Origin of the sequence: Vagococcus vulneris, assembly GCF_003950515.1 — a bacterium.
Classification (GTDB): Bacteria; Bacillota; Bacilli; order Lactobacillales; family Vagococcaceae; genus Vagococcus; species Vagococcus vulneris.
The window spans coordinates 19,838-45,236 of sequence record NZ_NGJS01000013.1 but is presented as its reverse complement, the minus strand read 5'-3'; the positions used below and the strand labels follow the sequence as shown (position 1 = coordinate 45,236).

At 33.5% G+C, this 25,399-nt stretch carries 25 protein-coding genes and 1 riboswitch; of the genes, 5 read left to right on the top strand and 20 right to left on the bottom strand.

What is annotated here, in order from left to right:
* Positions 1-3: 3 nt before the first annotated feature.
* From CBF37_RS08920 to CBF37_RS08910, 3 genes are all read left to right on the top strand, one after another.
* The gene (locus CBF37_RS08920; protein ID WP_125984404.1) at positions 4-519 is read left to right on the top strand and encodes a hypothetical protein; all 516 of its coding nucleotides are present in this window, start codon (positions 4-6) and stop codon (positions 517-519) included.
* Complete coding sequence (locus CBF37_RS08915) at positions 519-1,385, top strand: DUF6681 family protein (protein WP_125984403.1); 867 nt, start codon at positions 519-521, stop codon at positions 1,383-1,385. The genes CBF37_RS08920 and CBF37_RS08915 overlap by 1 nt, the downstream gene beginning before the upstream one ends.
* A 121-nt stretch (positions 1,386-1,506) precedes the next feature.
* Positions 1,507-2,019, top strand: a complete 513-nt coding sequence (locus tag CBF37_RS08910) for a GNAT family N-acetyltransferase (RefSeq protein WP_125984402.1) — start codon at positions 1,507-1,509, stop codon at positions 2,017-2,019.
* Positions 2,020-2,068: 49 nt separating this feature from the next.
* Here CBF37_RS08910 and CBF37_RS08905 read toward each other — a convergent pair whose 3' ends face one another.
* From CBF37_RS08905 to rpsO, 10 genes are all read right to left on the bottom strand, one after another.
* Positions 2,069-3,037: an AEC family transporter gene (locus CBF37_RS08905; RefSeq protein ID WP_125984401.1), complete on the bottom strand. Its 969-nt coding sequence runs from the start codon at positions 3,035-3,037 to the stop codon at positions 2,069-2,071.
* Between the two features lie 11 nt (positions 3,038-3,048).
* Positions 3,049-4,689: a malolactic enzyme gene (locus tag CBF37_RS08900; protein WP_125984400.1), complete on the bottom strand. Its 1,641-nt coding sequence runs from the start codon at positions 4,687-4,689 to the stop codon at positions 3,049-3,051.
* Positions 4,690-4,871: 182 nt separating this feature from the next.
* Positions 4,872-5,735, bottom strand: a complete 864-nt coding sequence (locus tag CBF37_RS08895; RefSeq protein WP_125984399.1) for an SPFH domain-containing protein — start codon at positions 5,733-5,735, stop codon at positions 4,872-4,874.
* A 479-nt stretch (positions 5,736-6,214) separates the two neighbouring features.
* A complete protein-coding gene (locus CBF37_RS08890; protein WP_125984398.1) occupies positions 6,215-8,941 on the bottom strand; it encodes a YhgE/Pip domain-containing protein in 2,727 nt (908 codons plus the stop codon).
* Between the two features lie 25 nt (positions 8,942-8,966).
* Positions 8,967-9,437, bottom strand: a complete 471-nt coding sequence (locus tag CBF37_RS08885; protein WP_125984397.1) for an RrF2 family transcriptional regulator — start codon at positions 9,435-9,437, stop codon at positions 8,967-8,969.
* Between the two features lie 195 nt (positions 9,438-9,632).
* Positions 9,633-10,193 carry an energy-coupled thiamine transporter ThiT gene (gene thiT, locus CBF37_RS08880; RefSeq protein ID WP_125984396.1) on the bottom strand — a complete coding sequence of 187 codons (561 nt, stop codon included), beginning with the start codon at positions 10,191-10,193 and terminating at the stop codon, positions 9,633-9,635.
* A 56-nt stretch (positions 10,194-10,249) separates the two neighbouring features.
* Positions 10,250-10,347: riboswitch (TPP riboswitch) on the bottom strand.
* Positions 10,348-11,008: 661 nt separating this feature from the next.
* Complete coding sequence (locus CBF37_RS08875; RefSeq protein ID WP_125984395.1) at positions 11,009-11,629, bottom strand: DUF2812 domain-containing protein; 621 nt, start codon at positions 11,627-11,629, stop codon at positions 11,009-11,011.
* 1 nt (position 11,630) lies between these two features.
* Positions 11,631-11,945, bottom strand: coding sequence for a PadR family transcriptional regulator (locus tag CBF37_RS08870; protein WP_240626694.1), 315 nt, complete (start codon positions 11,943-11,945; stop codon positions 11,631-11,633).
* Positions 11,946-12,066: 121 nt separating this feature from the next.
* Positions 12,067-14,211, bottom strand: coding sequence for a polyribonucleotide nucleotidyltransferase (gene pnp / locus CBF37_RS08865; protein ID WP_125984393.1), 2,145 nt, complete (start codon positions 14,209-14,211; stop codon positions 12,067-12,069).
* 177 nt (positions 14,212-14,388) lie between these two features.
* On the bottom strand, positions 14,389-14,658 hold the full coding sequence (gene rpsO, locus CBF37_RS08860) for a 30S ribosomal protein S15 (RefSeq protein ID WP_125984392.1): 270 nt from the start codon (positions 14,656-14,658) through the stop codon (positions 14,389-14,391).
* Between the two features lie 261 nt (positions 14,659-14,919).
* Here rpsO and def point away from each other — a divergent pair, with 261 nt between their 5' ends.
* On the top strand, positions 14,920-15,486 hold the full coding sequence (gene def, locus CBF37_RS08855; RefSeq protein ID WP_125984415.1) for a peptide deformylase: 567 nt from the start codon (positions 14,920-14,922) through the stop codon (positions 15,484-15,486).
* Positions 15,487-15,583: 97 nt separating this feature from the next.
* Here def and CBF37_RS08850 read toward each other — a convergent pair whose 3' ends face one another.
* From CBF37_RS08850 to CBF37_RS08830, 5 genes are all read right to left on the bottom strand, one after another.
* Entirely contained in the window at positions 15,584-16,162 is a 579-nt protein-coding gene (locus CBF37_RS08850) for an NAD(P)H-dependent oxidoreductase (RefSeq protein WP_125984391.1), read from the bottom strand.
* Positions 16,163-16,184: 22 nt separating this feature from the next.
* Entirely contained in the window at positions 16,185-16,877 is a 693-nt protein-coding gene (locus CBF37_RS08845) for a nicotinamide mononucleotide transporter (protein ID WP_125984390.1), read from the bottom strand.
* A complete protein-coding gene (locus tag CBF37_RS08840) occupies positions 16,870-17,601 on the bottom strand; it encodes a nucleoside phosphorylase (RefSeq protein WP_125984389.1) in 732 nt (243 codons plus the stop codon). The genes CBF37_RS08845 and CBF37_RS08840 overlap by 8 nt, the downstream gene beginning before the upstream one ends.
* Before the next feature lie 2 nt (positions 17,602-17,603).
* Positions 17,604-18,260: a Crp/Fnr family transcriptional regulator gene (locus tag CBF37_RS08835; protein ID WP_125984388.1), complete on the bottom strand. Its 657-nt coding sequence runs from the start codon at positions 18,258-18,260 to the stop codon at positions 17,604-17,606.
* A gap of 400 nt (positions 18,261-18,660) precedes the next feature.
* A complete protein-coding gene (locus CBF37_RS08830; RefSeq protein WP_125984387.1) occupies positions 18,661-19,452 on the bottom strand; it encodes a formate/nitrite transporter family protein in 792 nt (263 codons plus the stop codon).
* Between the two features lie 340 nt (positions 19,453-19,792).
* On the opposite strand from CBF37_RS08830, the gene rpsD reads away from it, so the two are divergent.
* Positions 19,793-20,404, top strand: coding sequence for a 30S ribosomal protein S4 (rpsD, locus tag CBF37_RS08825; RefSeq protein ID WP_125984386.1), 612 nt, complete (start codon positions 19,793-19,795; stop codon positions 20,402-20,404).
* Between the two features lie 258 nt (positions 20,405-20,662).
* Here rpsD and CBF37_RS08820 read toward each other — a convergent pair whose 3' ends face one another.
* The 5 genes from CBF37_RS08820 to CBF37_RS08800 all read right to left on the bottom strand — a co-directional run bounded on the left by CBF37_RS08820 (position 20,663) and on the right by CBF37_RS08800 (position 25,219).
* Positions 20,663-21,907, bottom strand: coding sequence for an ABC transporter permease (locus CBF37_RS08820; protein ID WP_125984385.1), 1,245 nt, complete (start codon positions 21,905-21,907; stop codon positions 20,663-20,665).
* Positions 21,900-22,805 carry an ABC transporter ATP-binding protein gene (locus CBF37_RS08815; RefSeq protein WP_125984384.1) on the bottom strand — a complete coding sequence of 302 codons (906 nt, stop codon included), beginning with the start codon at positions 22,803-22,805 and terminating at the stop codon, positions 21,900-21,902. Before CBF37_RS08815 ends, CBF37_RS08820 begins: the two co-directional genes overlap by 8 nt.
* Before the next feature lie 19 nt (positions 22,806-22,824).
* On the bottom strand, positions 22,825-23,517 hold the full coding sequence (locus CBF37_RS08810; RefSeq protein ID WP_165866679.1) for a DUF2812 domain-containing protein: 693 nt from the start codon (positions 23,515-23,517) through the stop codon (positions 22,825-22,827).
* Positions 23,518-23,553: 36 nt separating this feature from the next.
* Positions 23,554-23,847, bottom strand: coding sequence for a PadR family transcriptional regulator (locus CBF37_RS08805; protein ID WP_125984382.1), 294 nt, complete (start codon positions 23,845-23,847; stop codon positions 23,554-23,556).
* A gap of 166 nt (positions 23,848-24,013) precedes the next feature.
* The gene (locus CBF37_RS08800; protein WP_125984381.1) at positions 24,014-25,219 is read right to left on the bottom strand and encodes an NAD(P)/FAD-dependent oxidoreductase; all 1,206 of its coding nucleotides are present in this window, start codon (positions 25,217-25,219) and stop codon (positions 24,014-24,016) included.
* Positions 25,220-25,399 lie beyond the last annotated feature (180 nt).

Genomic DNA, 25,399 nt, shown 5'->3' with positions numbered 1-25,399 from the left:
CAGATGGCGCAAAAACGAGTTGTGGCACCCTTTTTAAAACCGATTGCCATACTAACAATTTCCGTTGGGATTTCAACAACAACAGCAGTATTTGATAGTAAAAGCTATAAATCACCAAAACCGGAAAAAGTTGAGCAAACTGTTAAAACAACCGATACCACTAATCTGAAAAAAAATACCGATCAAACTACTGGTGGGACAACACATGGAACTGAAAATATTGAAACTAATGAAAGTAGGCAGCCTGCATCTCGTGATTCTGAAAGTCGCGGCGCAGATAAAGACAACAATTCAACACGAGAAACATCCCAAAATACTGATCAATCAAACAACGATAATAATAGAAATTATATAAATGATTCAAATAATAATCAAAAAAATAGCAGCGATAAAAACGATACAAATGTTACGCCCAATGATCATAACGGAAATGAAGACAATAATAATGATGCCCAAATAAATGATAACCAAGAAAATTTTAATCGTGTTAACAATAATCAAAAAGCTGGTGATAACTAATGGAAGCTCTAATTACCTTAATCTTTACGAATATCAGCAAATTTTTGAACTACTTGAATATTAACCCACGTTTACAAAATAAAATCTTTACCGTTGCCGGATTAGTTCCGACTTTATATATTCTTCGAATTGTAAATGGCTATTTTAGGAATGAAAATTATTGGCAAGCAGTAGTATACTTAATAATTTTTATTATTTTAATATATTTTACTATCATTAATTTCATCTATTATTTTCATGACCGAAAAGTTAAGTGGGATGTGACAAATTTCATTGAAGATATCGTACCGGAAGATGCCACATTTAATGGGACTGCTGCGACAACTCCAATGGGGAAACCAGTTATTCACGGAAAGAAGTTACCTTTAAACTTAGTCGAAGATGCTGATTTAATCATTAATGATGTCGTCAATAAGTTAATTGACTCAAAAGAGATTAAATCACACGAATTAAATGAAAATACCTACCTAATTGATAAATACACGCTTATTCCTTATTATAAAATACGTCACAGCGAGTTATGGATTGGTTCAACCTATCACGATTTAATCAAAATAGCTAAAATTAAATTAATTGATGATGCTGATGAACTTATTCCTCTTGGCGTTTTCGTATTAGGTGGCCCTTACAGAGTAGATGGTGTCACATATAAGGAGCCCTACCGCGTACAATTACGTGTGAGAGATAATCAGGAATCTGACGAACCACCATCAAACCCTGTCCCAACAACACCTAATACATCGAAAAAGAAAGCAAAAAAAAATCGAATGAAAATTCGCAAAGAGAAAGAAATCCAAAAAGAGAAAAAATCTGAAAAACAAAAACCAACGATTGATTCTTCTGTAAAAATAAAAAAAGATGACTAGCCATATTTTTAAAGCATGAGACGAGAACGTCCCATGCTTTTTTCTAATAAATAGTTACCTTTTAATATATTATATTGTACAATGAAACTATCTTATAATGACAATTAGGAGTGATTAATTGATGAAAGAATTCTCTCATCCAACGTTTCCAACCATCCAAATCCGCTTATTAAATGAAAAAAATAATTTTGCGACAGTTAAACAATTTTTACTTGAAACAACTGACTATTTTACAGATTATCAAAAAAAAGAACCGACTAATGAACAAGTAATCACATTTTTTAATGAGCTACCACCAAATACATCAATACACAAAAAAAATGTTTACGGAGTATTTGATCAGGATACTATGATCGGGATGATTGACTGGGTGATTGACTATCCAGAAGAAAATCAATCAATTATCGGTTTATTTGTCTTACGACATGACTATCGCGGCGTTGGTTTAGCTCAACCGCTCTATGATGCTTTGGAACAAATGGCGAAAGAGACTGGAAGCCAAAAAATTACTTTAGGAGTACTTGAAAGTAATCTCCCTGCGGTAGCATTTTGGAAATCTCAAAATTATCAAATCTTAAAAAAAATTACTTCTAATTACGGTCCTGAGTTAGTGATGACAAAAGCATTGAATTAACATAAGAAGCATTGAATGACTTCCATTCAATGCTTCTTCATCATTCTGCTTAAAATAAAATACCTAATAGAGAATTAATAATAGGAATAACAATAACAAACAAAATTGTACTTGTCGTTACAATATTTGTAGCATACTCAACGTCACCATGTGCTTCATTCGCTAGAATTGGTAAAACGGCTAATGCTGGTGCCGCTGATTGAATAATCAGTGTTTGTGATTCTAGCGTTGGTAAATTACCAAAGATATCACCGCAAAAAGTAATGAGCGCAATCATAACGGCTGGTGCTAAAACGAAGCGACCAAGCAAAGCAACTATTGTATCCCTATCAAAGTGAATACTCTTAAGCCCGGCATCACACAAAACAATCCCAATATATATTAGTGATAATGGTGTAACAATATTTCCCACATAAGTTAATGTCGAATTAATGAATGCAGGCACTGGAATGGTTAGCAGTAAGAAAACTAAAGCAACTAAAAAGCCGATTAAAGGAGCCGGTAATAACTTTCTCCAATTAAAAGATTTCTTCGATCCACTGCCGTTCTTTTTTGTCGGATCATCATTAGCGATAATTAAGGCGCCAAATGCCCAAGTTGAAACAGTGTTAGTCACATAATAGACTAAGAAATAGGGTAAACTCTTTTCACCAAATAATGCGATATTTAAAGGCAATCCAATAAAGATGGTATTAGCATTAACAACTGTATTAATAAACACACCTTTTCTGCCTACAGGTACTTTTAATACCGCGACTAAAATATACGCAACTACGTAACCCAAAAAGACAGCTAAAAATGAATACAGCAATCCATTTGATAATGAAAATAAAGTCTCTCTAGTTAAATACTTTAGAACAGACACAAATATTGAAGCCGGAAGCGCCACGTTCATAATTAATTTTGAAACATTTCCAGCAAAACTATCAGAGAACCATCCGCGCTGTCTTAAAATAAAGCCTAAGGCAATCATTAAGATAATTGATAGAATACTGCCGATTGATGTTAAAAAAGCCACTTAAACCCCTCCTAGTTATTTAAAGATTGGTATTTTGGTTGCCATTTAATTTTTTCAATAGCGGCCTTAATATCAGAAATAGATTCTTTTGTTATGCCTTGATTGACAGCACTCTCTCCAACTGCAACTGCTACAGTTTCTGAGAATTCAGTTAATTTAGAAACTGGCGGTAAAACAGCTGCCCCGTCCTTGCTTGTATCCACGATACCGCCTAATGAATGGGCTGCCTCAGAAATCATCGTATCATTTAAAACTTTGGCTGTAGACGCAATAGTTCCTAGACCTAACCCTGGATAGACTAAAGCATTATTAGCCTGACCTATTTCATAGGTAACACCTTTATACTCTACTGGTGCTGCAGGAATACCTGTAGCCACAAGTGCTTTCCCATCAGTCCATGTAATTAAATCTTGTGCCGTTGCTTCGGCCAATTTTGTCGGATTGCTCAATGGAAAAATAATGGGTCTTTCTGTATGAGCTGCCATCTCTTTAACAATATCCTCTGTAAAAGCACCTGCCATAGTGGATGTACCTACTAAAATTGTTGGATGAATTTCTTGGACAACCGCCTTAAGTGTCGTTAGCTGATTTGCATTTTTAAATTCTGAGCGTTTTCTAGTAAAAGGCTTTTGTTCAGGTGTTAAATCATCCATATCATCGAATAACAATCCTTGTTTATCAACTAAATAAAAGTGTTTACGCGCTTCATCTTCTGATAGACCTTGTTGCAGCATTTCTTCGTATATTCGGCTGATAATACCAGCTCCAGCCGTCCCTGCACCAAACGAAAGGTATACTTGATCTGTTATTTTTTCACCTGATATATTTAAGGCCCCTAGAATACCAGCTAGGGTAACAATTCCAGTCCCTTGGATGTCATCATTAAAAGTTGTGATATTCTCTTTGTATTTGTTTAAAATATTTGCAGCATTTAATCTGCCAAAATCTTCCCAATGTAAATATAATTTAGGAAATAATTTTTCTGTTGTTTTAACAAACTGATCAACAAACTCATAATACTTATCTCCACGAATTCTTTCATGACGGTTACCTAAATAAAGCGGATCTTTCAGTAGCTCTTCCCGATTAGTACCGACATCTAGCACTACCGGCATTACTGTACTAGGGTCAATTCCTGCAGCAGCAGTATAAACCATTAATTTTCCGACAGAGATATCAACACCATTTACTCCCCAGTCACCTATCCCTAAAATACCTTCTGCATCTGTTACAACAATCAGCTGAATATCACGACCATCTGCACCATTTTTTAGTGTTTCTTCCATTAATTCTGGTTCATCTATTGATAAGTAAATAGCGTTTTGTGGCTGAATGAATAACTCACTATAGTTCTCAATTGTATCAGCAATCGTTGGATCATAAACAATCGGCATAAACTCTACCATATGTTGGCTAAATAAATAGTAGAACAATGTCCGATTAGTATTAAAAATTTCCATTAAGAATAAACGTTTTTCCAAATCAGATGACTTACTGCTGTATTGATCATATACCTGATTGGCTTGTTCCTCTATTGTTTGTACTTTGGGCGGAATAAGACCAGTTAATCCAAACCGTTTTCTTTCTTCTTTAGTAAAAGCTGTCCCTTTATTTAAAAAAGGATTATTCAATACTTGATAGGCTGATTTCATTAATGTATCTCCCTTTCATGTAATAAATTAGTCTTTTTCTAAAAATATATCAATTCATGACTATATTCGCATGATATTCTTTTAACTAAAAAACGTCAATCATTTCCCCTTATACAAAACATAAATAACACTTAACTAAAAAAAGCATTAGAATTTCCATTTCTAATGCTGAATTACTCCTATTATTCTCGTACATCTCCTGTATTGATTACCGGTTGCGTTCCTTTATCAGTAATAATCGAAACAAGCAGATTATTAATTAATTGCAATTTTCGTTCATCGGTAAATTTCATCTCTTGACCTTCTTCAATTTGTTCTAGAGCCATTTGCGTCATCGACACAGCTCCTTGAACAATCGTTTGACGAGCAGACAGAATTGCTTTAGCCTGTTGTCTTTGCAGCATGGCACTTGCGATTTCTGTTGCATAAGCCAAGTGATTCAAACGTGTTTCAATAACTTCAACACCGGCAACTGATAAGCGATCTTCCAGCTCTTTAGCCAACTCTTCAGATACCTCAGTTGTATTACCTCTTAACGTAACATCATTATCTTCAAAGGTATCATATGGATATTTTGAGGCAATATGTCTGATTGCTGTTTCACTTTGAATCTCAACAAAATCACGATAGTTATCAACACCAAACAGAGCTTTTGCAGTATCAACGACTTTAAATACAATGACAGCTGAAATTTCAACGGGATTGCCATCAGAGTCATTAACCTTCAAAACAGCACTATTAAAATTTCTAACTTTTAATGACACAGGTATTTTTCTTACTAGCGGAATTGTTATAAATAGTCCATTTGATTTAATTGTTCCTAGATACTTTCCAAAGAAGAGAATAGCTTTCGCTTCATTAGGCAGAACAATTGTAATTGAACTTAAAAAAAGTATCGAACACACCATTAAAACAAAGCCGATGACACTAAGAATAGGGGAACTTTCCACATTAAGTGCGAATAATATACCTCCTAAGATTAATGTAATCAATAAAACAACTGTCGCCAAATAACCATTGACATGAAATGCCTGTTTTTCTTCCATACAATTACCTCCATTTTATAATAATACCCCCATGTTACAACACCTGCTATTAAATCTCTACCATGAAATAGTCTCTACAAGATAATTTAGTGCCTCTACACACGACGTATCATCTGCTAATTTAATTATTGTCAGAGACAGGTTCATCTACGTACTGTCCTCAACAGCAATGTCCCAATTCTTTGCACTTTCAAAGTTCATTATATCACCAGAATAACTTTAATAATCATAAAGATCCCTGAGCCAGTATTGGTTTCTTTAATACCTTCCAACATTTTTGGAACTCTCTCAACAATATTTTCCTAAGCAAATCACAACCCTTCCAACATCTAATTAACAACACTTTCTGATTGATTAATAATTTTTTTGTGGAACGACAGCCCGTTCAATTTGTTAGTTATATAAATATTATATCATCTTATTTAATTTATCGAAAAAATAGAAAAGCCATGTACGTTACGTACACGGCTCTCATATAATTAATGTAAAATCCGACCTTCTTTAAGATTCTCATTTAATTTACTGAATAAACGATCAGCTTTCGGATAGATAACATAACCAACAATAAAGAATACTACTGTCACACTGACTAAAACAGTAATGGAACCAACCGCATTTGGCCAATAAATGCCACCAACTGATTCACGTAAAAGCCGAACAGCATAAGTAAATGGAATATATGGGTTAATCGCTCTGAAAAATGGTCCCGACATCTCAATTGGGAAGTTCCCAGCACCTGCGGAAATGGAAAGTACCAAGATGATGATTGCAATCCCTTTCCCTAAATTATCGAATAACGACACGAGAACGTAAACCATGGTCATAAAACAAATGCCGATAATGAAAGCAAATATAAAATTCCAAAACGGCTCTTTTGTATAAGCTCCTATCATGAATTGATTTCCCAACACAACAATAAACGTTTGCCAGAAACCAACTGTTAGAAAAGTCATAAAGCGAGCTAAAAATTGTTGACGTTTAGTAAAACGACCCTGTTGCTTTTCATCTAAATAGACTTTTGTCGTTGCAATACTTGAAAATAATATAGCTCCTACCCAAATACACAACGCTGTATAGAATGGTGTGCTAGCAGAACCATAATTAGGAATTGGATAAACTTCAGTAGTCTTTAATTTAACAGGTGACGATAAGAAATTACTTTCTTTATTTGCATCGGCTTTCAAGTACTTAATAACTTCAGTTAAATCAATATCTTTTTGACCTTCACGTATTTTTGCACTGGCTTTTTGAATTCCCTGTTTCAAATTTGGCCAGTCATTATTTACCATATCAACAGCCATGCCTAGAGCTGATTCGAGTTTGGGTGCTTTCTCGTTAACCTCTCCCATTGTCCTACGAATATCTGTTTCAATACCTGGTAATTGCTCATTGATAAAAAACGTAGCCAAATTCATTTTTTGTTTTAATAAAGGAAAATCATTTGTAAAGAAGTTCGCTCCATCATTGATACCACCAACAATTAAGTTCATATTTCCATTTAGCAACAGATTGGCTGAATGAATTTCCTGCTGAACTGCGGGCATTTCTTGACGATATTTTTCTAAAAATCCGACAGCCTCTTTAATTACTCCTTGTGTATTGGTCATCAAGTCATCTAAGCGATCAATCAAATTATCATCAATAATTGATTGTGTTGCATTTCCAGCACTGATTAATAAATCTTGGACTTGAGAAATCAAGTCATCAACTGATGATTGAACCGCACTAATGTCGATTCCAGAAATAATATTATTTATATTAGCTGCTTCTGCACTGATAGCAGATAATTCCTCTTTAATACGGTCTGGAGAAGATGTAATGTCATCCCAATTTGTCAAAACATAATCTACTCGTTGTTGTGTATGATTTATGGCTAACTGTAGATCAGTCAACTTATTAATAATACCATCTAATGCATTAGTTCCTAATAATGCTTGCAAATCTTTTAATAAAACAATCTCATGCCCTATCATATTGCTTTGCGCAGTCAAACGATCTGATAATTTAACTAGATGGGTATGAATAGCATTTAATTCATCTGGTGTTAATTTTTCATTAGCAATCAAATCAGAAATGTCTGCCGTAATCTGAGCCGTTTCACCAGAAATGATTAAAACAATTTGTAAACCTGAGTCAATTCCAGATGCGATATTTGGTAAACTCTCTTGAACCTTATTTAAATCTTCACTAACCTGAGGTACTAATTTATTAGCAGTAACAGCGATTTGACTAACTTCAGGTAATATCTTTTGCGTATCTTGAATAATACCTAGACCTTTGTTAGCCTCATCGATGGCTTGATCCATTGTACCAGTAATTTTGTCAAAATCACCATCAATCATTGCAACCTGACGTCCTGCATTTTGAATTTGGGGAATACGGTCTTGAACTTTATAAACCAAGCCACCAGTTTCTTCAATTTGCGGCATTTTTCCATTTAGGGCTACAACTTTTTGTGTCATTTGATTTAATTCAGGAATATATCCAACAAACTCATTGGCCATGTCTAACTTTTGCTTAAATTCAGGCATTTTATTATTAAATTGAACCAGTTCTTTCGTGTAACCATCAATGACATCAATGTTATCATCTAATGTCAAAATCTTACTTGTTATTTTTTTGATTGAAGGTAAATTTGAATCTAAGTCAAAACCAATCTTATTCAACTCAGCAAATAACGTTTCACTGACTGTACCGATAAATTCAGATGAGATAGTATCTTGTAAAGTACTTGCCCCTTTATCAGATATCTTGGGAGCAATCGCATTGATTTTCTGGTTAACGCTGTAAACCAATTCTGGTTTCTTGATATCTCCTTGAATAAAACTCGTTAAATTTTTTGAAAAATCTTCAGGAATGTAAATTCCTGCATAGTATTTACCACTTTTAACACCTTGATCCAGTGCTTTTTTACTATCAACGAATTGCCACCCCAAGGTATGGTTCTTCTTTAAATTTTTTAACATATCATCCCCAATGTTAACTTCATGTTTCATTACATCAACTGTCTTATCATCTGAATAAACAGCTATTTTTATATCAGATGTATTTGAATAGGGATCCCACAATGCACCAATATTAAACCATGCGTACAATGACGGAATAATCATTAATGCCAGCATTAAAATCAATGTCAATTTATTATGAAATATCCGTTTCCAATCTGCTCTATATAGTTCTAAAACATTTCCTATTCTTTGTTTCATCTTTCTCTTCCTCTCCCCTACACTACTACTCAATATTCCAATCGCGCGTCGGTTGTGTTTGATAATCAATAAATACTCGATCTAAAATATCCTTTACTGTGATATCCTGCAGCGCAGCATCCCAGGCTTTATCTGCTTGGGAAAAAAAACTTTCAATAACATTTTCGCTACTTTCTGCTATATCTGTAAAATCAGAAAATGCCTGTTCCAATACACCGACATGTGGAAATGAACGGAAGGGCCCTTCAATTGATTCAACTATTTCTAATAACGATATCTCTTCCAAATTACGTTCAATGTAAAAGCCGCCATTTGCACCTGACACACCTGAAATAATTTTTGATACAACTAATTTTCGTAAAAGTTTTTTTACATAAGAGGGAGATACCGTTAACTTTTCATAAATTGCTCGTGAAGATGCTGGAATGTCCTTTGTTTGTGTCGCCAACATTGCCATTATCGCTAACGCCTGCTCTGTCGCATTCGTTAATTTCATGAAATTCCCACTCCTTATTATCTACTTCAAAAAGCTATTATAGACTTATAATATCTATAATTCAACTATTATTAACGCAAAAAAGATTAAATAACGAATTATTTTTTATATAAACTATTATAGCTTTATATTATCTAAATAAGAAAACAAAAAAGAAAGATATCTTTTTTAAAAGACACTTCCTTTTATCATTTATCAATATGATTTTGGTATAAATAGTTGCGAGTTTTTCTTTAATAACAGTACAATCACAATATAAGTCACTATACCAGTTAACACAGCACTTGTTCCGTTAATAACCAACGAATAAACTACTGGTGACAATCCCCATATAGCATATTTTCCCCAAAATATAAATCCAGCAATAAAATGGAATACGTACCTAGCGATTAAACCAACTGTCGTCCCCAATAAAGCATATGTCTTTGCCTTATTTGATTTGAGAGATAAAGCTTCTTGAAATCTTCTACTATATACCCCGGCCAATCCAGTTGCCAAATAAGCAAAAATATATTCGATTAATCCTTGTGACAAGGTTAATATATAGACCTTCCCTAATAGAAAATGCAATAATCCCCAAACTAGACCAGAATACAACGCAGGCACTGTCCCGCGTCTTAGAGCATAAATAGTTAGTGGTATCATTCCAAGCGAAATTGAAAAACCTGGTCCAAATTTTACAGGTATAAAAGACAGCACCATCGCTAAGGCTGCTGCAATAGCACCTTCTAACATAATTCTTGAACGATTCGACAAAAAAAATTCCTCCCTTATTATCAGCAAGACCAGCCAATCATTCAAAGAGAAGATTTGTATTCTATCCACACAATTCCTACGACTGTTTTAACAATATCAGGTTCTAGGGTTTAGAGTATTCTCATTCTCAGCAAAAGCTCCCCTTTGTGATGGCGGTATTATTTTAATGTATGCGTTATTATCTCATTAAATTTGAACAACGTCAATCAAGTTCATAAAACTTATAACTATTTCATAAATACTATTTTTGTTATGATACAATTTTATTTAGAAAGAGGCAGGCATAAAAAAACTGAAACAATAATTCGATATTTATTTAATTTTCATCATGAGCTTATTTTTTTACACCCACCATATATAAATTGATAATCAGTTAACAATGAGGCTCCTTATTATCAAAATTAGTTAATTGTCAACCTTAACTTTACCAAAGCATACACTACTTTGATTGTTCACCGCTTTCTTTTACTTTGGATTAACTTAAATATTCAAGAGAATATATTTAATTAAACAAGTTATCTATTAACCAATACTATCAGTTTTCTATTCATAAATCTTTGGTAATTAGTACTTAAATACATACAAATCAGTATCGTACAAGTACTTATTAAAATCTTGATTGAAATTATCTTTTATTCATTAGTCCTTATTTTACTATATAAATACCATATCCTATCAATCAATTTTGGTCCCTTTGTAGTTATTTTTTAATCGTTAAATTTTATCAAAATACTGCCACTAACTATTTTATATCCTTGTATAAATTTAAACTATTCTGTTAAAAGTTCAATCCAATTAACGTAGTTGAACCTTTACTATATTTTTTGTTTTAATTGATTGATTGAACGCTGCGCCACGATAAAATTGGTTAATAAAATAATTAACACTGTTGGAAAAACTAAGTACGCTGCTAAACGTAATAAAGCGAAAGGCAACTCAAAAAGTATTGCTTTAATCATTAAATTATGTGGCATAGCCCATAAATCTTGAGTTAGAAAAATCGATGATGGATTTTTAATGAATTGAACAAACGAGTCTTTAAATAGGATGAAGTATACTAACAACAAGCTGACATTAGTTGTCCCGATAGTATTTCTAACACGAATTTGACGCTCCAGTTTCGATTCAATATCAGAAAACAATTCATCATGCTGTTGTTTTTGACTAATAAAATATTGACGACCTTCTTTTTCATATCCTCGTATATATTCCCAACCAGAATCATCCATAAATTGTAAATAGTCTTGTCGTGCCTCTTTATTTTTAAATGATCGGCAATCGATACGAATTACTTTATCAGTTGATAGAGATGTCTCCTTAAATTTATAGATTCCATCGCCGACAGGTCCAACTAATAATAATCCTTTAGTTAATTGTTTGTTTAGCCATCTCTCTTCACGATCAATTGATGCAAAATAACGAATTTTTCGTTTCATCTTATCTCTCCTCCAATTTTTTAAATAATGACACACATGCTGCCATCCGTTCAGCTTCTTTTTTCAGTAATGACTCACCCACATGTGTAATCACATACATTTTACGTCTTTCCAAGTCAGAAGGCACTTGCTCTATCAGTTCTTGTTTAACTAACGTATCAAGTGCACCATACATTGTTCCTGCAGCAATTTTAACACTGCCGTTACTTAATTCCTCAATTAACTGAATAGCAATATATCCGTACGTCGGTTTTTTAAAAGCAAGCAAAATATAGAAAACCGTTTCAGTTAGCGGAAGTTTTGCTTTTGCTGTCACACTCATCAACTCCTTAATTTCTTCTCAACTATATAGTATCACTATATAGTTCCGCTGTACAGTAGTACTGTATAATAATTAAAAAAAAGAATCATACAAATGTATGATTCTTTCAAAGTTATTACTCTTCTGTTTTCGCTGGAATTTCTTTTTTCTCTTCTTTAGGCTTTTCGATTAACACTTTACGAGAAGCGTTAACACGACCTTGTTTATCAACCTCTGTTACCTTAACATCAATCTTATCATTCATTTTAACAACATCTTCAACCTTATTCACACGTTCATGTGCTAATTGTGAGATATGTACTAAGGCATCTTTGCCTTTAAACAAATTAACGAAAGCACCGAATTTTTCGATACGAACAACTGTTGCATGGTAAGTTGCACCTACTTCAACTTCGCGTACTAATTCTTCAATAATTTCAATAGCACGTTTAATTTTTTCACTATCAGAATGAGCGATACTAACGTTACCTTCTTGATCAATATCAATTTTAACATCAGTTTCTTCAATAATTTTATTAATTGTTTCTCCACCTTTACCGATAACATCCTTAATCTTTTCAGGTTTAATTTGGATGATTTCAATCTTAGGTGCATAAGGGCTTAACTCAGCACGAGGTTCAGCAATGGTTGATGTTAATTCAGCTAGAATTTCCATACGTGCTTTTTTAGCTTGAGCTAATGCTTCTGTTAGGATTTTTTCAGTGATACCTTCAATTTTAATATCCATTTGCAAGGCTGTAATACCATCTTTAGTCCCAGCAACTTTAAAGTCCATATCACCTAAGTGATCTTCCATACCTTGAATATCAGTTAAAATTGTATAATTATCGCCATCCATAACAAGTCCCATTGCAATACCGGCAACAGGTGCTTTGATTGGGACACCAGCATCCATCAATGCCAATGTTCCAGCACAAATACTGGCTTGTGATGAAGAACCGTTAGACTCTAATACTTCCGCTACTAAACGAATTGTATAAGGGAAATCTAATTCACTTGGAATAACTTGAGCTAAAGCTCGCTCACCTAATGCACCATGCCCAATTTCACGACGACCTGGTGAACGCATTGGTCCAGTTGAACCGACACTATATTGTGGGAAATTATAGTGGTGGATAAAACGTTTGCTATCTTCAATACCCAGCCCATCAATAATTTGGTGTTCACCTAAAGGTGCTAGCGTACAAATTGATAAAGCCTGTGTTTGTCCACGTGTAAAGAGACCTGATCCATGTGTACGAGGCAATAACCCAACTTCTGATGATAGCGGACGGATTTCGTCAATCTTACGACCATCTGGGCGTACTTTATCAACTGTAATTAAGCGACGTACTTCATTTTTTTCCATATCTTCTAAAATTTGGCGAACTTCTTTCATCAATTTGTCAGCTTCTAATTCTTCAGCGAATTTTTCAGCATAGACTTCAATGATCTCTTCTTTTAGGCCAGAAATATTATCTTCACGTGCTAATTTTTCTTCTGTTTGAATGGCTTCAATCATACGTGTTTTATAAGTTCCGTTGATTTCAGTATCTAAATCAGCATCAACTTGTAATAAATTGATTTCCATTTTTTCTTTGCCGATTTCAGCAGCAATATCTTCTTGGAATTTAACTAAACGTTTAATTTCAGCATGTCCAAATAGTAAAGCTCCTAACATATCGTCTTCTGATACTTCTTGTGCGCCACTTTCTACCATGTTGATAGCGTCTTTAGTTCCAGCCACGCTTAATTCAATGTCTGTTGCTTCCATTTGTTCAACGTTTGGATTAATAACGTACTCACCATTCACACGACCAACTTCAACACCGGCAATCGGACCGTTGAAAGGAATATCTGATACACATAGTGCTAAAGATGAACCAAGCATAGCTGCAACTTCTGGTGCACAATCTTGTTCCACACTCATTACAGTATTAGTAATTTGAACTTCGTTACGGAAACCTTCCGCAAACATCGGACGAATTGGACGATCAATTAAACGCGCTGTTAATGTTGCACGTTCACTTGGACGACCCTCACGTTTGATGAAGCCTCCAGGTACTTTACCTACGGAATACATTTTTTCTTCATAATTAACAGTTAATGGGAAAAAATCAACATCTTTTGCTTGTTTTGAAGCAACAGCCACAGATAAAACCACTGTGTCGCCATAGCGAACTAAAACAGCGCCATTAGCTTGTTTAGCTAATTGACCAATTTCAACTGATAACGGGCGTCCACCCCAGGTTGTTTCAAATACTTTCTTTTCTGAACTCATATATAGTCTCCTTTATTGTGACAAAAACGCGAACAGTCTACTAAACAAATGTCAACCATCTATTGAATAAGAGATAACTCACATTTGGATAGTAGTGTTCCCTTCACGTTTTGTATAGTTTGAATTAAAAGAAAAGCGAGATCAAAACGACCTCACTTCCCAATAATAAATGAATGATTAACGACGTAGTCCTAAACTTTGAATTAATTCACGGTAACGAGGAACATCAGTCTTACGTAAGTATGCTAATAAGTTACGACGGTGACCAACTTTTTTCATTAATCCACGATATGAATGGTGGTCTTTTTTGTGTACATGTGCATGTTCGTTTAATGCGTTTATTTCAGCAGTTAAAACAGCGATTTGTACTTCTGGAGAACCAGTGTCTCCTTCATGACGTGCATATTGTTTAATGATTTCATTTTTGCGTTCTTTTGTAATTGCCATTTCTTTCACCTCTATAATTTTATTTTCCCCACATCTGCGTATATCGTTGGTGATTCGATAAACATAGAAATAGGCGGCGTAGTATCTCTACCACACGTTACTACTTTACTTGATTTCATAAGTAAAAGCAAGAATTTATTGTGTCTTTATTCTTTATTTATTTTCTAAAAAGCTTTTCTTTTCGAGTTCTTAATATTACAATGAACGATATAAATTATGTTAAAATAGAAAGAAATAAAGAAAGGAAGGATCACACTCATGGTGATTACAATGAATGATGTGATTCGTGAAGGGCACCCTACATTGCGTGCCGTTGCGAAAGAAGTTCCTATTCCCTTATCTGATGAGGATGTTGCATTAGGGAAAGACATGCTTCAATTTTTAAAAAATAGCCAAGACCCTGAATTAGCAGAAAAATATAAATTACGCGGCGGTGTTGGATTAGCTGCTCCGCAATTAGATGTTTCAAAGCGAATTATTGCCTTAGAAATTCCTAATACTGAGACAGAAGGAGCTGACCCTATTCTAAGTACTGTCATGTACAATCCAAAAATTGTCAGCCACTCTGTTCAGCAAGCCTGCTTAGATGAAGGAGAAGGTTGTCTATCTGTCGATCGCCCTGTACCTGGTTATGTGATCAGACAAGCCCGTATTACAGTGAGATATACTGATATTAATGGGGATACACAAAAAGCGCGCTTTAAAAATTATACTGCTATTGTTGTTCAACATGAAATTGATCATTTAAATGGTATTATGTTTTATGACCACATTAATGAAAAAAATCCATTCTTTGCACCTGAAGATGTTTTAATTCTTGGTAATTAAAAAGCTTGTCTGGCTTAAGTAAAGTCAGATAAGCTTTTTTTATAGCAATGGTTAACCATGCTTGACTAGATTAGATTGCAAAACATAATTAAATAAATTATATTCTTAAAGTTGTTTTTTCAGCTGCCAAATTTAAAAAATCTACTCTTTCTTCATTAGTAATACTGCTTACTGATCCTAAGTGCATCCACTCAATATCTTGAAAACCAACATCAGATAACGTAGTTTTTATCTGGTTTCTAAAGCAATCATTTCCATGTTCATATATTCCTTCTGCAGATTGTTCAGAAGTAGTAAATATCATTGTTTTTTTTATATTTAATAATGGTTTAACTCCATCACCATCATCATAAAAAGCAACCTTATTTAAAAATACTTTATCAAAAAAACCTTTTAATCCTGCAGGCGAACTGTACCACCAAATAGGAAAAATAAAAATTACTTGATCTGTTTTTCTAATTATATTTACATACTCCTTTACAAGAGGGTCAAATATCTCACCACTTTGATAATGTTCTAATTCTTCTATTTGCATCATTGGATTAAAATTGTCTTTACATAAATCGATGACATTATAATCACTATTATTTTTCTCTAACTTTTTCTTTAAACTATTTAAAATCGCATGATTATAGCTGCCTTTCCAGGGATGATCAATTATAATTGTTGTTTTCATAAATTTTCCTCCTATTTACTAACTATTCTCCGTATCCAAACCATAGAACAACTGCTTTTATTGAATTTAATAAAAACATAAACGTCATTACAAGGTAAATAACAGCTGTCGGATTATTTCCACTAATTATGATATAAGTTTGTAAAAACAAATTAATGATATTAATCACACAAAAACCTACCCAACCAATCGCCTTTCCCTCAACCATTAAGTACTGTGAAACAACTTGAATAATAAAAACTAAAATGTTAGCAGAAATAACCCACGTTGGTGCATTTGCAGGTAAAATAGTTGAACCAAAGAAATAAAGAATTAACCCACCACCTATAGCAATGACTGCCGATATGTATAAGTTTGATTTCGTTACTTTGGTGACCTCAATTTGTTTACCCATTGTTAAAAAACCTTTTGTATAAAGGAAAAAAGCATAAATTCCAACTAACATCATGCCGGATAGGCCAAATTTGTAATTATTAAAAGTATCAAGCAACGCTCCTATAATTCCTAATCCAGTTGCTAATTTTCCAGTCTGATTTGCCAAAAGTAATACAACTGTCATCCCAATTATACTCCCCATAAATGACGTAACAGTTGTTAAGCTTAAATGCCCCTTTGAACTTAATATTGTACTAATTACAACTAGAATAATGCCTGAAATAATCCATATCGTATCCCATAATCGACTATTCAAAACTTGGTATAATTTTTTACTCATTACGTATCCCCCCTGTCAAAATGTTAAGTGCTAGTAAAATTGAATTTTTCTCTCCTTGATGGAGTATTTCTTCACCACTAACTAATTGGTTCACACCCTCTTTCAACTCGTCTCCAAATGGTACGACGTTATTTAATATTGATAATACTTTTACTTTTTTAAGAGATCCTAGTACGTACAGTGAACTCGTCTCCAGGTCAGCACCTAAAACATTATGTCTAGACCAATAATGTTCTACTTCACTATTTTTTTCATAATAAAATCCATTATGGCTTCTAATTATTCCTAATCTATAAGGTATATCATTCTGGCTCATTGCTCGTTTTAATAGATAAGGATCAGGGATTGCAGGATACTCTGTTGGAACATAATCCTCAGTAGAATGCTCGTCCCTAACAGCTCCTGTGGCAACCATAATCTCTCCAGGCATAAAGGTTTTTGTCATAGCACCACAACTCCCTACTCTAACAATCTCTCGAATACCAATATTAATCAACTCTTCTAAAGCTATTATAGTTGATGGAGAACCAATACCTGTAGAAGTAACTAAAATTCTTTCATTATTATAACGACCAGTCATTGTTTTAAATTCTCTGTTATAGGCAAGAAGAACTGGATTCTTTAATAATGCTGCAATCTTATCTACTCTATTTGGATCTCCAACTATAATTGCTTTAAAAGTATCATCTTGATTTTCAATTTGTAAGTGCGGCTGTAAATTCATCATTATTCCTCCTTATATTTTTTTAATTCCTTTTTATCTAGTACTCTGATTAATCCATTAATATTTGAAATAATTTTTTTTTCCTTTAAATCTCGTAAGATTCTATCAACGCTTCTAGAGGAAGAAGATACACCTGCTAAAATTTGATTACGCTCAATCACACCAGTCGAACTCTTTAATTTTAATAATATAAAACACACTTGTTCTTTTGTAGAAAAAAGCGAATAGACTTCTGTCAAATTACTCAAGCGATATATTTGTTCACAGAGTGAGGACAGTAATCTATTATTTATATTTCTGTCTAAATCTAACCACTTTAAAAAATCTTTCCTACTAATTCGAAGTAAGCATATTTCACTCTTAGACTGAACTGAAACACTAAATGGATTCTTGTTAACAATTTCATGTTCCCCTATAAAGTTTCCTGGTTTATAAATATCTAATACTATTTTTCTACCGTTAATATTCTCAATAAAAATTTCTACCAACCCATCTACTAAGATGTATACATATGGCGAAATAGTTCCCTTACGCAAATAGAATTCATTTTTTTTAAACTTTATAACTTCGATTAAATTCAATACAGAATAAGGACAATCTTCAAGTATTTTCTGAACCTTATCATTCGTACTCAATAAATTATTCAGTTCTTTATTCATTTCATCCTCCTTATATATAATATTATAACTAGATAATTAAGAATAATCACTGTATTATTTCTCTTAAAATACCGCTTTTAAGAAAGCGCTTACCGAAAAAAGGAGACATTTGTCTCTCTAATCATTTATAAATACTAGCAAATATATTTTAAGATAAAGAAATTTTTAATCTATAAGGTGTTTTAGCAGTCAAATACGACAAAATATTTCTATCATGAAAAATTGAGAACTACCTGTCTGCTCTTTAAGTTTAATTTATCAATCATTACCTTAGATGGTCAGAAATAATTCCTTTAACAACGTATAACTAGACTAACTAAAAATTGAAAGGAGCCGAAGATTTTTTCTTCGACTCCTTTGTTTTATCTCAATAATATTAAGTGTATTATTGATTAAGATTTTAATCTAAATAGTGTAGTTCTGGTTGTTTATTAAGCCAAGCATAGCCTAACCCAATAACTAATCCGCCGCCAATAAAATTGCCGATAAAGGTCATAATCAAATTTAACCCAATACCGCTTAATGTCAGACCGGCAAGCGGACTAGCTGCTGAAAAATAGGCTAACGGAAAGTAGATAAAATTAGCGATAACGTGCTCAAATCCTAAAAACGTGAAAATTGAAATGACTAGAATAATCGCCATGATTCTTCCGGCATCACCTTTGACAACCATCGACATGACTACGGCTAAGTTAACGATAATATTTGCAAAAATCCCTTCAATCAGTGTTTGCATGACTGTTTTATCTAATTTTGCTTCTACAATATGAGCTAAGAAATTATCACCTGACAAACCTTTAAAAGCATCGGTTTGTGCGAGTAAATAAGCACATACTAGGGCACCAATTAAATTAAATAAGACGCAGACACCTAATATTTTGGCTGCTTGGCCTGTTGTCAGTTTCTTACGGTATTTTGCAACGGTCATATACATCATGTTTGATGTACCTAATTCTGCGTTCAAAAAGATTATCAGCACTAAACCTAAACCGAATGCTGCAGCATAAAGCAATTTTCCGGTTGCACCGTCAAATTTTAAACCCAAGCCTAATGCTATTGCTGACCCTAAACTCAAGTAAAGCGTAGCAAGTACTGAACGTAAAGCATATCTGCTAAAGCTGTTTGTAATCAAATGCTGCTTCTTATTAATTGAATAATCTAATTTCCCCATCAATTCTGATTGTTTTTCCATCTTTTGTTGATTCCCCTATTTTAAAATTTGTTTATTTATTCACTATATCGAATGACAAAAATGAAAGCAATAACATTTGTTAATAAAATCACATGTGTTTTATGATTAAAAGTAAAATACTATTTGCTTTCTTCTATGAGAAACGTTATAATAAAAGGCGTGTAAAATAATGCAGCTAGAAAATAAACAGCTCGTTCTTAGTTTGTCTGCCTAGCAATAGGTTCAATTGTGTAACTACGGCTGCAAGAGTGAAGATTGAAAGACACACTATCCGAATGTTAATATTTTCAAGATCTTATTTTACTCCAAAAAAAACACAATTATATTGGAGGACTTTTTAATGTCACGTTATACTGGACCAAGTTGGAAAATTTCAAGACGTTTAGGTATTTCATTATCAGGAACTGGTAAAGAATTAGCTCGTCGCCCTTACGCACCAGGTCAACACGGACCTAACCAAAGAAGAAACAAATCTGAATATGGTATGCAATTAACTGAAAAACAAAAATTACGTCTTATGTACGGTTTAAACGAACGTCAATTCCGTAACTTATTCGTAAGAGCTGGAAAAGTTAAAGAAGGTAAACATGGTGTTAACTTCATGATCTTCTTAGAACGTCGTTTAGACAACGTTGTTTACCGTCTAGGTTTAGCATCAACTCGTCGTCAAGCACGTCAGTTTGTAAACCACGGACATATCTTAGTTGACGGAAAACGCGTCGACATCCCTTCATACGAAGTGGAAGTTGGACAAGTTATTTCTGTTCGCGAAAAATCTAAAGATTTAACTTTCATCAAAGAAGCTGCTGAATCAACTGTAGGTCGTCCTGCATTTGTAAGCTTTGACGCTGAAAAACTTGAAGGTAGCTTAACTCGTTTACCAGAACGTGATGAATTACCACAAGAAGTTGACGAGTCATTCGTCGTTGAATTCTACAACCAAAAACTATAAGAGTTTCTTATATCCTTTTACCATCGCTTTCGAGCGGTGGATTTTTTTTGAAAATAACTAAAAAAATTCATACTTTCCTATAAATTCCTTAAAAAATATCAGTTATACTATATATATTAAGTGGATGAACTTGGTGTTTTTACTATATAAACTTTGGGTTTGTCCTATTATATTATATAGGTGCAGGTTCGACTCCTGCCGTCCACGTTAACAGGAAAAAAGAAGCGAAGATACTTTTAAAGTATGTTCGCTTCTTTTTTATTTGCTAAATTTTAGAGCATCTTTAAATACGTTCATCATGCTCTTATCACTATAAATAAGAACCGTTGATTTATACACTTTAGCTGAAAATTTTAACAAAATAGCAATAGCTAAAACTAATAAACCAATTGAAAAGAATAATTCAGGCTGTGTCACATCATCATTAGCGATACGAATTGGCATTGAGAACGATGAAAAGAACGGAATATATGAAAATATTTTAATCAAAATATTTTGTGGATCAGAAATTCCCATCATCAATACTGGTAAAGCAGCTGCTAAAATTAAATAAGTCACTGGTGCCGCCGCTTTAGGAGCATCTTCTGAACGACTTACCAGCGACCCCATAAATGCTGATAATATCGTATAAATCAATACTCCAAATAATAAGAATAACAAATTGTAGCCTAACAGCCCTTTTGCTATAGCACCCACAGATATTGAATCAGTAATATCTTTCATCAACTTACTGTCTTGCATAAAGTAATATGCGCCTAATCCAGTTACTAAATAAACACTGACTTGTGTCAAAATAACTAATGAAATTCCAACAATTTTTCCATAAAAATGATTTGCAGCACTTGTGCTAGACAGAATAACTTCCATAATACGAGTCCCTTTTTCAGAGGCGACTTCTTGTGCTGTAATAGAAGAATACAGCATCACAATCATATACATTGCCATAACAATAAAGAAACCGACCATTGTCATGATCATTCGATTTTCTGTTTTATCTGTCATTTTATGATTCTTGAAATCAACTTGCCGATTTTTTAATTGTGCGGGCGTCATCAACCTTTGAACTTCTTGAGGACTTAATCCCAGCATTTGGCTCGACTTAGCTAATTGTATATTATTCAAATAGCCGTGCATCTTTTGTGAATCTTCACTACTCATTGTATCGGTGCCGATAAACTCACATGATAGTTGTTGATTTTTTTCTTTAATGACTAAATAACCATCAATTTTTTCCTCTTCGAGAGCTTTTTGAGCTGACTTCTCAGTAGTTATCTTTTTATCTACAGTAAAATCTTTTTTCGATTGTGTAATAAACTGGTCTCTTACTTGTACCGCTTCACTGATAACTGCAATTTTGCCAACTTCTGTAGCTTTGCTGCTGAAATACCCAGCGCCCAAAGAAACAGCAATCATTAGGAACGGTGCCAATACCATAACTAAAAAACTCACTGTTTTAACATGCTTTTTATACGTTTCCAAAGCAACTACCCAAAATTTACTCATGACCTTCACCTACTTTTAATTTGAATATATCTTCTAATGACGGCGGTTGCTGATTAAATACTGGAATATATTTCGTACCAGCTGCTATAATGTCTTCGAAGATTACCTTGCCGACTTCACTATCTGCTAATTGAATATTGTAATAATTTGGTCGAATTTCTTTAACATCTAAAACACCATCAATTGTAGCCAAATCAGAGCACGACAATTGAGTCTCTACTTCTAAATGTGTTCGTCCAAACTGCTCTCGAATACTGTGAACTGGCCCGTCCAACACCACGTCTCCTTGACGAAGCATAATTAAATGATCACAGATTTGTTCAACATTTTCCATGTTATGACTTGAGAAAATGACACATGATCCTTTACTTTTTAATTCAATAATTCCTGCTTTTAATAGTTCAGCATTTACCGGATCTAATCCACTAAACGGCTCATCTAAAATAACTAATTTCGGTTCATGAATAAGTGTTGCTATCAATTGAACTTTTTGCTGATTTCCTTTTGATAACGACTTAACTTTGTCCGTTTTTTTACCCTTTACCTGAAATTTTTCCATCCAATAATCGATTAACGGTACAATCTCTTTCTTTGTTTTACCACGCAACTTGGCAAAATAAATCAATTGATTTTCAATCGTATCTTTCGGATACAATCCTCTTTCTTCAGGCAAATAACCGATAATATTATAATCATCTTCAGTTATATCATGACCATCCCACAATATATTTCCCGAATCCGGATCAATAAAATCTAAAATAAGACGAAACGTTGTTGATTTTCCTGCCCCATTTTGTCCAATCAATCCTAAAATTGTTCCTTCTTTAATGGTAAAAGACACATCGTTGACTGCTGTCATCTCTCCAAAACGTTTTGTCAAATTCTTAACTTCTAACATATGACGCCTCCAAATCTATTTATAATAAACCCAAATAACTAACAACAATACCAATCACACCACCAACGCCGCCACTAATTAACATGATTAGTACTGAATCTCTTACAAAGCGCTGTCTCTTAGCAAATTTTTCTGGATTTTTAAAATTAGCAGTCCGTGTCGGATATGTCACACGAAAATAGCTAATCAAAAAAATTGCGATAAGAGGAAATAAAATTCCTGCTATCAGAGAAACAAAAATAAAGTAATAAAGTCCTACAGGTATATTCTCAGACAATTGCTTTACTAGTGCCGATTTGAAAAATAATGCTAATAATAAGCTAATAGCACCATAAATTGTGTACCACTTGATAAGCCATATATTTTCTGATTTTATTCGCTCTTGATAGGTCTCAGAATCTGTATATACAAAAGATGTTGCTGGTGCAGCTTTTAAAAAATAGTATTTTCGCCGATAATTTGTCATAACTTGCCATCCGCTGGCTTCATATAAGTCTAAATACTCTCCTACTTCGCTAGGTTTGCCAGTATAAAAATCGATTACAACTTCAGCATGTTCTGGTCTAACTGGTTCAAATACGTAAAATCCAAAAAAATTTAATTTTTTAATCTGCCATCCTTTAGCAAGTTCTTGTTTTAAACGTAATGACTCTAATTCTGAATAAAACGTAATCCCTCTCGAATAGAGATATTTTCTTTTACCGATTTTCATCATGAAGCCTCGCTCTCTTTATCTTATGATTTGATGCTAAACCAGTGTTTCTCCCAGCTCAACTAACTTTCGTCGTCTATTGATTTCCTGAGATAACTTTTCTTTGCCTTTCATTGTTATCAAGTAAATTTTTTTACGATGATCATCCTCTTCTAATTCTATATCACCTGATTTAACCAGCTTTTTTAATATCGTATACATACTTGCTGGTCCAATTGACACGTCACCTTGAGTCATATCAGTTACGTCTTTCATAATAGCATAGCCATGCTTTGGTTCTAACAATGTTAAAAGAATTAAGTACATTGAATCTGTCAAAATATCATCCAAGCATGCCATCCCCTTTCATATATCATTAAGTGATATATCACTTAATGATATAGTACTTAAAATTTTACATGTCGTCAATAAAAAAAGCAAGTTATCTAAAACGATAACCTGCTTCAATCTACTAATTTCTATCCATCTACATCATTTGACGTAGAGTTATTTTTAATTAACGATAGTAGTCAAAACGACCTTTTTTAAGAAGAGTTGATGCATTACCAACTTCTAATAATGATTTATTGATAATACTTTTCTTCATGATTGATCCAATATAACCACGAACTTCTTTACCTTTAACATTTCCCATGCCAACATTATTTCCGATAGATGCTACTGTACCGGCTGATTTAAATGTAAATGGTTTTGTAGCTTGATTTTTAATAGTTAAACTTAAGTTTTCAGCAACTGCATCACCTTGTTTTAAAGCGATTTGTGCTGTTGTAGGATATGGACGTCCTGAATCTTTATCCATTACCGCACAAACGTCACCAATCATAAATATTTCAGGGTAGCCTGCCACAGTTAAGTCAGGCTCAACCATAACACGACCGCGTCTTTCATCAAAGCCTGACTCACCAATAACTGGACTTCCTTTAACACCTGTTGTCCAAATAATTGTGTTTGCTTTAATTTCTTTCAGGTCACCATTTTCTTCATAAACTACTGTTTTATCTTTAATCTCTTTAATTGGCGTGCCAACTTTAAATGTTACACCACGTTTTTTCAAAATATCGATTCCGTATGTGCCCAGTTTTTCTGAGAACATTGGCAGTAACTTAGGCATTGCTTCAATACAAGTAATCTTAACTTGTTCTTTAGGGAAATTCCACTTAGCTGCTAATTTGGGAATACGGTTAGTAATCTCGCCTAAGTATTCAATACTTGTAAACCCTGCACCGCATACAACGATAGATAAGTCTTGAGGATCCTTTGATTTTTGATAACCAGCTAATGTCGTGTCTAAGTGTTTTCTAGCTAATTCAGCTGTCTTGATATCAACAAGCGGCAATGAGAATTCATCCACACCTGGAATGCCAAATGTTTCTGAAACAAACCCTAATGCCACAACTAAATAATCATAAGATAAATCACCAGTTCTTTCTAATGATACTGTACGTTCATCTTTATTAATTTTTGTCACTGTGTCTTTAACAAATTTAACTTTACTTTTATTAATGACATCTTCAACATTAAAACAGATTTTATCTGCAGGTTCTGTTCCGGCAGCGACCTCGTGCAATTGTGTTGATTCATAATGATAATCATTTTTGTTTACAATAATAATTTCGATATCTAAATCTTTCTTTTGTAATTCTTTTACTGTTTTTAATCCTGCATATCCTGCACCTAAAATAACAACTCTTTGTTTGCTCATTTTTAAATTCCTCCACGTCTATTATCATAATCAACTATAGTTTTTTTTCACATGATTGTCAACTGTTCAGTTTCAAACAATTTAAAGCAAATTTATCATTTTTTCTTGTTAAATCTTTATCTTATTCACGTCTTTATTTGTTATTATTTCCATTACCATTATAACAAAGGTACCTTTATA

Coding starts and splice junctions, on each gene's coding strand:
- CBF37_RS08920 (WP_125984404.1), top strand. CDS start 4: ATGGCGCAAAAACGAGTTGTGGCACCCTTTTTAAAACCGATTGCCATA.
- CBF37_RS08915 (WP_125984403.1), top strand. CDS start 519: ATGGAAGCTCTAATTACCTTAATCTTTACGAATATCAGCAAATTTTTG.
- CBF37_RS08910 (WP_125984402.1), top strand. CDS start 1,507: ATGAAAGAATTCTCTCATCCAACGTTTCCAACCATCCAAATCCGCTTA.
- CBF37_RS08900 (WP_125984400.1), bottom strand. CDS start 4,689: ATGAAATCAGCCTATCAAGTATTGAATAATCCTTTTTTAAATAAAGGG.
- CBF37_RS08895 (WP_125984399.1), bottom strand. CDS start 5,735: ATGGAAGAAAAACAGGCATTTCATGTCAATGGTTATTTGGCGACAGTT.
- CBF37_RS08890 (WP_125984398.1), bottom strand. CDS start 8,941: ATGAAACAAAGAATAGGAAATGTTTTAGAACTATATAGAGCAGATTGG.
- CBF37_RS08885 (WP_125984397.1), bottom strand. CDS start 9,437: ATGAAATTAACGAATGCGACAGAGCAGGCGTTAGCGATAATGGCAATG.
- CBF37_RS08875 (WP_125984395.1), bottom strand. CDS start 11,629: ATGAAACGAAAAATTCGTTATTTTGCATCAATTGATCGTGAAGAGAGA.
- pnp (WP_125984393.1), bottom strand. CDS start 14,211: ATGAGTTCAGAAAAGAAAGTATTTGAAACAACCTGGGGTGGACGCCCG.
- rpsO (WP_125984392.1), bottom strand. CDS start 14,658: ATGGCAATTACAAAAGAACGCAAAAATGAAATCATTAAACAATATGCA.
- CBF37_RS08850 (WP_125984391.1), bottom strand. CDS start 16,162: ATGAAAACAACAATTATAATTGATCATCCCTGGAAAGGCAGCTATAAT.
- CBF37_RS08845 (WP_125984390.1), bottom strand. CDS start 16,877: ATGAGTAAAAAATTATACCAAGTTTTGAATAGTCGATTATGGGATACG.
- CBF37_RS08840 (WP_125984389.1), bottom strand. CDS start 17,601: ATGAATTTACAGCCGCACTTACAAATTGAAAATCAAGATGATACTTTT.
- CBF37_RS08835 (WP_125984388.1), bottom strand. CDS start 18,260: ATGAATAAAGAACTGAATAATTTATTGAGTACGAATGATAAGGTTCAG.
- CBF37_RS08830 (WP_125984387.1), bottom strand. CDS start 19,452: ATGGAAAAACAATCAGAATTGATGGGGAAATTAGATTATTCAATTAAT.
- rpsD (WP_125984386.1), top strand. CDS start 19,793: ATGTCACGTTATACTGGACCAAGTTGGAAAATTTCAAGACGTTTAGGT.
- CBF37_RS08820 (WP_125984385.1), bottom strand. CDS start 21,907: ATGAGTAAATTTTGGGTAGTTGCTTTGGAAACGTATAAAAAGCATGTT.
- CBF37_RS08815 (WP_125984384.1), bottom strand. CDS start 22,805: ATGTTAGAAGTTAAGAATTTGACAAAACGTTTTGGAGAGATGACAGCA.
- CBF37_RS08810 (WP_165866679.1), bottom strand. CDS start 23,517: ATGAAAATCGGTAAAAGAAAATATCTCTATTCGAGAGGGATTACGTTT.
- CBF37_RS08800 (WP_125984381.1), bottom strand. CDS start 25,219: ATGAGCAAACAAAGAGTTGTTATTTTAGGTGCAGGATATGCAGGATTA.